The sequence below is a fragment of the Streptomyces sp. NPDC054847 genome (genome assembly GCF_053610925.1).
In genome coordinates this window covers 1-6,289 of the sequence record NZ_JBSGZJ010000415.1, presented here as the reverse complement: position 1 = coordinate 6,289, position 6,289 = coordinate 1, and the positions used below count along the sequence as shown (strand labels likewise).

At 71.8% G+C, this 6,289-nt stretch carries 5 protein-coding genes; 2 read left to right on the top strand and 3 right to left on the bottom strand.

Annotation, left to right across the window (positions count from 1 at the left end; all coding sequences use genetic code 11):
- Window positions 1-35: 35 nt before the first annotated feature.
- From sepH to ACWGH4_RS28845, 3 genes are all read right to left on the bottom strand, one after another.
- On the bottom strand, window positions 36-1,079 hold the full coding sequence (sepH, locus tag ACWGH4_RS28855; protein WP_453466094.1) for a septation protein SepH: 1,044 nt from the start codon (window positions 1,077-1,079) through the stop codon (window positions 36-38).
- Between the two features lie 569 nt (window positions 1,080-1,648).
- The gene (locus ACWGH4_RS28850) at window positions 1,649-2,977 is read right to left on the bottom strand and encodes a D-arabinono-1,4-lactone oxidase (protein ID WP_441266630.1); all 1,329 of its coding nucleotides are present in this window, start codon (window positions 2,975-2,977) and stop codon (window positions 1,649-1,651) included.
- Window positions 2,928-4,178: an MFS transporter gene (locus ACWGH4_RS28845; protein WP_441266629.1), complete on the bottom strand. Its 1,251-nt coding sequence runs from the start codon at window positions 4,176-4,178 to the stop codon at window positions 2,928-2,930. The genes ACWGH4_RS28850 and ACWGH4_RS28845 overlap by 50 nt, the downstream gene beginning before the upstream one ends.
- A gap of 108 nt (window positions 4,179-4,286) precedes the next feature.
- Here ACWGH4_RS28845 and ACWGH4_RS28840 point away from each other — a divergent pair, with 108 nt between their 5' ends.
- Window positions 4,287-5,414, top strand: a complete 1,128-nt coding sequence (locus ACWGH4_RS28840; protein WP_453466092.1) for a ferrochelatase — start codon at window positions 4,287-4,289, stop codon at window positions 5,412-5,414.
- An 11-nt stretch (window positions 5,415-5,425) separates the two neighbouring features.
- Window positions 5,426-6,226: an inositol monophosphatase family protein gene (locus ACWGH4_RS28835; RefSeq protein WP_453466090.1), complete on the top strand. Its 801-nt coding sequence runs from the start codon at window positions 5,426-5,428 to the stop codon at window positions 6,224-6,226.
- Window positions 6,227-6,289: the final 63 nt, after the last annotated feature.

Sequence of the window (6,289 nt, the reverse complement as noted above, 5' to 3'; positions counted from 1 at the left end):
GTCCCCATGGGGCCGGCCCTTGTGCGGAACGTTTCTTACTCCTGTTTCTTACGGCGTGTGCCGAAGACGATCTCGTCCCAGCTCGGCACGGCGGCGCGACGGCCGGGGCGGACGCCGTCCGCCTCCGCCTGCCGGTCGGTGGTGCCCGTCAGGCGGTCCCGGTGGCCGGCCACGGAGCGCGGCATCAGCACGTCCGCGTAGGCGGAACCCGCGCCGGCCGACGCGGCGGGCGCCACCGGCTCCTCCTCGGCCTCGGCCTCCTGGCCGGGCTCGACGGCGGGCGGTTCCGACGCCACGGGCCGCTCGGGCACGACCATGTCGCCGCGGAAGTTCGGCACGGCCTCCAGCAGGCTGGTCAGCGAGTCCCGCTCGTCCTTGTCGTCCGCGTCGGCGGACGGCAAGGACGGGCGCTCGATCTGCCGGTCCAGGGCACGGTCCAGCGGCCGGTCCCTGGGCAGACGCGCGATGCGCGGGACGAACGGGAAGCTCGGCTCCTGCGCGATCGTGTCGTCGGTCTCACCGATCAGGGCGCGTGCCTCGTCGTCGACGGCCTGGACGAGCCGCCTCGGCGGGTCGTAGGTCCAGCTCGCCGAGTGCGGTTCGCCCGCGACCCGGTACACGAGCAGGACCTCCCAGGTGCCGTCGTCGCGGCGCCACGAGTCCCACTGGACGGTGTCCTTCTCGGCACCGCGCAGCAACAGCCGCTCCTGCACGGCCTCGCCCAGCTGCGGACCGGTGTTCTCACCGGGGCGGCGTACGGGCGTCTTACGGGCACGCTCCGCCATGAAGGCGCGCTCGGCGAGGACCGGGCCCTCGAAGCGGCGCACGCGATCGACGGGGATGCCGGCGAGCTGGGCGACCTCCTCCGCGGAGGCACCGGCACGTATACGGGCCTGGATGTCACGGGGGCGGAGATGGCTCTCCACCTCGATCTCGATCTGGCCGAGCCTGGCGCGGTCGTTACGCACGGCGGCACGCAGGCGCTCATCGATCGGAAGCGTGTATTCCGTGCTGTCCGCAGCCTTGAGCACCAGTCGTGTGCCGTCGTTGGAGACGGCCACGACACGCAGTTCGGGCATGGGGACCTCCCGGGTGGTGCCTGCCGACGTCACCTGCGTCGCTGCTTCCGCTAGTCGAGTCGAGTGTGGCCTGCCCGGGTGCAGCCTGCCACAACCTTGCCGAGTTGCCCGGCGTGTCGGGCGCGAGCCCTGGATCGCCGTTATGGCACGGTGATCTATTGGCCACTCAGCGTGATCGGTCGTCACTCTGAGCGATAGATCTCCATGCTTCACCGCGGTGCCGCCGGATCGAGCGCCGCTTTCGGCCCCCAACCTGGGGATCCGGACACCACGAGGGAGGCCGGGCCCAGGGCTCGCCACAGTACTCCATTCGGGCCATCCGGGTGGACAGCCGCGCCGCCGAACTTCGGCAGGGGGGTGCTGGATCGGCGCTCGAACGCGGGCTGACCAGGTGTTGTGCTTCACGGAAGCGCCAGAAACGGAACTATTCCCTTCGCTCACATGTCCTATCTCGGTGCGCAACGGGCAGATGGCGCAAGGCGGCTGAAGGCGAGTCAGAAGCCCGATGAGTGGACGGAACGTCAGGAAGGCGACGAACGGCCCGCGGGGAGCGGCGCATTCGGCCGGCGTCAGTCGCCCAGCACCCGGCGCAGATACGGATTCTGGAAGACCCGGTCCGGGTCCAGATGGTCGCGCAGGGCCGTGAACTCGCCGAACCGGGGGTAGACGTCCGCGAGGTGTCGCGCGTCCCGCGTGTGGATCTTTCCCCAGTGCGGCCGCCCGCCGTGGGCGGTCATGATCGACTCCACGGCGGTGAAGTAGGAACGGTACGGCGTGCCGCGGTACATGTGCACCGCGATGTACGCCGTCTCCCGGCCCGAGGCGGTCGACAGCGCGATGTCGTCGGCGGGGGCCGTGCGCACCTCGACCGGGAACCCGATCCGCAGCGGCGAGCGTTCGATCATCGCCCTGAGCTCGCGCAGCGCCGTGACCGCGGCCTCCCTGGGCACCGCGTACTCCATCTCCACGAACCGCACCCGGCGGGGCGATGTGAAGACCTTGTAGGGAATGTCCGTGTAGGTACGGGCGGACAGCGCGCGGCTGGAGAGCCTGGCGATCGCGGGAACGGCCGCCGGGACCGCGCGGCCCAGCGAACAGGCCACCTGGAAGGCCCCGTTGGACAGCAGCTCGTCCTCGATCCAGCCGCCGACCCTGCCGGGCGGCGCAGGCGGGCCGGAGCTGCGGTTGTTGCGCTTGGTGTTGCAGTTCCCGGTGTGAGGGAACCAGTAGAACTCGAAGTGCTCGTTCTCCGCGTGCAGGGCGTCGAAGTCCGCCAGGACCCGGTCCAAAGACATCGGTTCCTCACGGGCGGTCAGCAGGAAGACCGGCTCCACCGCGAACGTGATCGCCGAGACGACTCCGAGCGCGCCCAGACCGATCCGGGCCGCGGCGAAGACCTCGGGATTCTCCTTCTCCGAGCACGTCAGCACCGCCCCGTCGGCCGTCACCAGCTCAAGGCCCTTGATCTGGGCGGCGATCGAGGCGGAGTCACGGCCGGTGCCGTGCGTACCGGTCGACGTAGCGCCGGCCACGGTCTGCTCCATGATGTCGCCCATGTTCGTGAGCGACAGCCCCTCACGGGCGAGGGCGGTGTTCAACCGCTTGAGCGGGGTGCCCGATTCGACGGTGACGGTCATCTCCGAGCGGTCGATCCGGCGGATCCCCGTCATCAGGTCCGGCCGGATCAGCAGCCCGTCGGTCGCTGCTATGGCCGTGAACGAATGGCCCGTGCCGACCGTCTTGACCCGAAGGCCCTCGGAGACCGCCGAGCGGACCGCGTCGGCGAGCTCCTCCACGGACGCGGGGCGGACTTCCCTCGCGGGCCGGGAGACAACGGTCCCCGCCCAGTTACGCCACGGACTGCTCCCGCTGCTCCGGGTCCTGATCACGCTGCTCACGCTGCCCCTCCCGCATCGGCACCGGCCTGCGCAGCCGGCGGTACCCCAGGAACGCCACCACGGCCGCGAACACCCCTGCGACGCCGGGCACCGCGTACCCCGCAGCGGCGCCCTGCGCGTCGACCACCCAGCCGGCGGCCGAGGAACCCAGTGCGACACCGACCGCGAGCCCGGTACCGGTCCAGGACATGCCCTCGGTCAGCTTGCTGCGCGGTACGTGCGCCTCGACGAGGGCCATGGTCGTCACCATCGTCGGCGCGATGGCAAGGCCCGCGACAAAGAGCGCCACAGCCAGGAACGGCAGGCTCCCGGCCAGTTGGAGGGGGATCATACTCACGGCCATCGCGCAGACGCCCAGCACCCACCTGCGGGCGGGCTCGCCCTTCAGGTGCAACAGGCCGAAGACGGCGCCCGCGAGGCAGGAACCGAGCGCGTAGACCGCGAGCACCCAGCTCGCCGCGGCCTTGTGCCCCGTCTCCTCCGCGAACGCCACCGTGACCACGTCCACCGCGCCGAAGATCACTCCGGTGGCGACGAACGCCGCGACCAGCACCTGGAGACCGGGGGAGCGCAGCGCGCTGCCGCCGGTGTCGTGCGACGCCGGGTGCGGCTTCGGCTCCGTGGCCCGCTGAGCCGTCAGCCACCAGACGCCGACCAGCAGGAACCCGGCCGCGAGCAGCGGTCCGGCCTCCGGGAACCACAGGGTGGACAGCCCGATGGAGATGATCGGCCCGAAGATGAAGCACACCTCGTCGATGATCGACTCGACCGAGTAGGCGGTGTGCAGCTCCCGTGGCGAGCCCTCCAGGAGCGCCGCCCAGCGCGCCCGGGTCATCGCCCCGACGCTCGGCGCACAGCCCGCGACGGCCGTGAAGGCGAACAGCGTCCAGTCCGGCGCTCCCTGCTGGGCGCAGATCAGCAGTCCGGTGACGGCGGCGAGCGTGACGAGAGTGGCGGGACGCAGCACCCGGCGCTGGCCGTGGCGGTCCACCAGACGGGAGACCTGCGGGCCCAGCACGGCCGCCGACAGCGCGAGCGTCGCGGTGAGCGTGCCGGCCAGGCCGTAACGTCCGGTGAGCTCGGAGACCATGGTCATGATCCCGATGCCCAGCATGGACAGCGGCATCCGGCCGAGGAGGCCGGCGGTGGAGAACCCCAAAGAGCCGGGGGTGGCGAAAATCGCGCGGTACGGACTGGGCAACAGGGACTCCGGTAAGGCGTAAGGGCAGCCTTCACAGATTACGCGCCGAACCTCCGCGCGCGCACCGCGGTTTTTCCGCTGTCGGAGGCGGGTGGCAGGATCGACCTCATGTCCGATCTGCGTGACCCAGCGCCTTACGACGCCCTTCTGCTGCTCTCGTTCGGCGGCCCCGAAGGCCCCGACGACGTGGTCCCGTTCCTGGAGAACGTGACCCGCGGCCGAGGCATCCCGAAGGAACGGCTGAAGGAAGTGGGGCAGCACTACTTCCTCTTCGGCGGCGTCAGCCCCATCAACGACCAGAACCGGGCGCTGCTCGAAGCCCTCCGCAAGGACTTCGCCGAGCACGGGCTGGACCTGCCGGTCCACTGGGGCAACCGCAACTGGGCGCCGTACCTCACCGACACCCTGCGCGAGATGGCAGACGCGGGACACCGGCGCATCGCCGTCCTCGCCACCAGCGCATACGCCTCGTACTCCGGCTGCCGCCAGTACCGGGAGAACCTCGCGGACGCGCTGGCGACGCTGGAGGCGGAGGGGCGGCCACTGCCGCGGGTCGACAAGCTGCGGCACTACTTCAACCACCCCGGCTTCGTACGGCCCATGATCGACGGCGTTCTCGCCTCCCTCGCCGACCTGCCGGAAGACGTTCGCGCCGGTGCGCACCTCGCCTTCACCACGCACTCGATCCCGACCTCCGCGGCCGACGCCTCCGGCCCCGCCGACGATCACGGGGACGGCGGCGCCTACGTCCGCCAGCACCTCGACGTGGCCCGGACCGTCGCCGAGGCCGTCGCCCACGAGACCGGCGTCGAGCACCCCTGGGAGCTCGTCTACCAGTCCCGTAGCGGCACCCCGCACATCCCCTGGCTGGAACCGGACATCTGCGACCACCTGGAGAGCCTGCACGCCGCCGGCGCGCCGGCTGCCGTCATGGTCCCGATCGGTTTCGTCTCCGACCACATGGAGGTCCTGTACGACCTCGACACGGAGGCCACCGCCAAGGCCGCGGAGCTGGGCCTGCCGGTGCGCCGCTCCGCGACCGTGGGCGCGGACCCGCGGTTCGCCGGCGCGGTGCGCGACCTCCTGCTGGAACGGGCCGCCAGTGAGCGCGGCATCCCGGCGGAACGCTGCGCGCTCGGAACGCTCGGCCCGAGCCACGACCTCTGCCCCGTCGGATGCTGCCCGGCCCGCGCGCCCAAGCCCGCGGCGGCCGGCGCCGACAGCCCGTACGCGTGAAGGAGACCCCTGTGACCCACCCGCTCACGTCCGAACTGCTGCCCCTCGCCCTGGAAGCCGCCCGTAAGGCCGGTGCGCTGCTCAGGGACGGCCGCCCGGACGACCTGGGCGTCGCCAGGACGAAGTCCAGCCCCATCGACGTCGTGACCGAGATGGACATCGCGGCGGAGAAGCTGATCACCGGCTTCCTCACCGAGCACCGCCCGGACGACGGTTTCCTCGGCGAGGAGGGCGCGGCCACGGTGGGCACCAGCGGTGTGCGCTGGGTCATCGACCCGCTCGACGGCACCGTGAACTACCTGTACGGGCTGCCGACCTGGGCCGTCTCGATCGCCGCGGAGCTCGACGGCGAGACCGTGGTCGGCGTCGTCGAGGCACCGATGCGCCGCGAGACCTTCCACGCGGTGCGGGGCGGCGGCGCGTTCCTGAACGACCGGCCCGTACGGTGCCGGCCGGCGCCCCCGCTGGACCAGGCCCTGGTCTCGACCGGCTTCAACTACGTCCACACCGTCCGCACCCACCAGGCGGACGTCGCCCAGCGGCTGATCCCGCAGCTGCGCGACATCCGGCGCAGCGGCTCGGCGGCGATCGACCTGGCGGACGTGGCCGCGGGCCGCCTGGACGGCTACTACGAGCGCGGGCTCAGCCCGTGGGACCTCGCGGCGGGCGACCTGATCGCCCGCGAGGCCGGCGCGCTGACCGGGGGCCGCCCCGGGGACGGCCCCTCCGGCGACCTCACGGTGGCGGCGGTGCCGGGGGTCTTCGAGCCGTTGCAGGCGTTGCTGGAGGAACTGGGGGCGTGGCACGACTGAGCGCGTGCGCGTGCCGCCTGCGGCGACGTGTTCCCTTCCCCGCCCCTTCCCGAAACCGGGGGC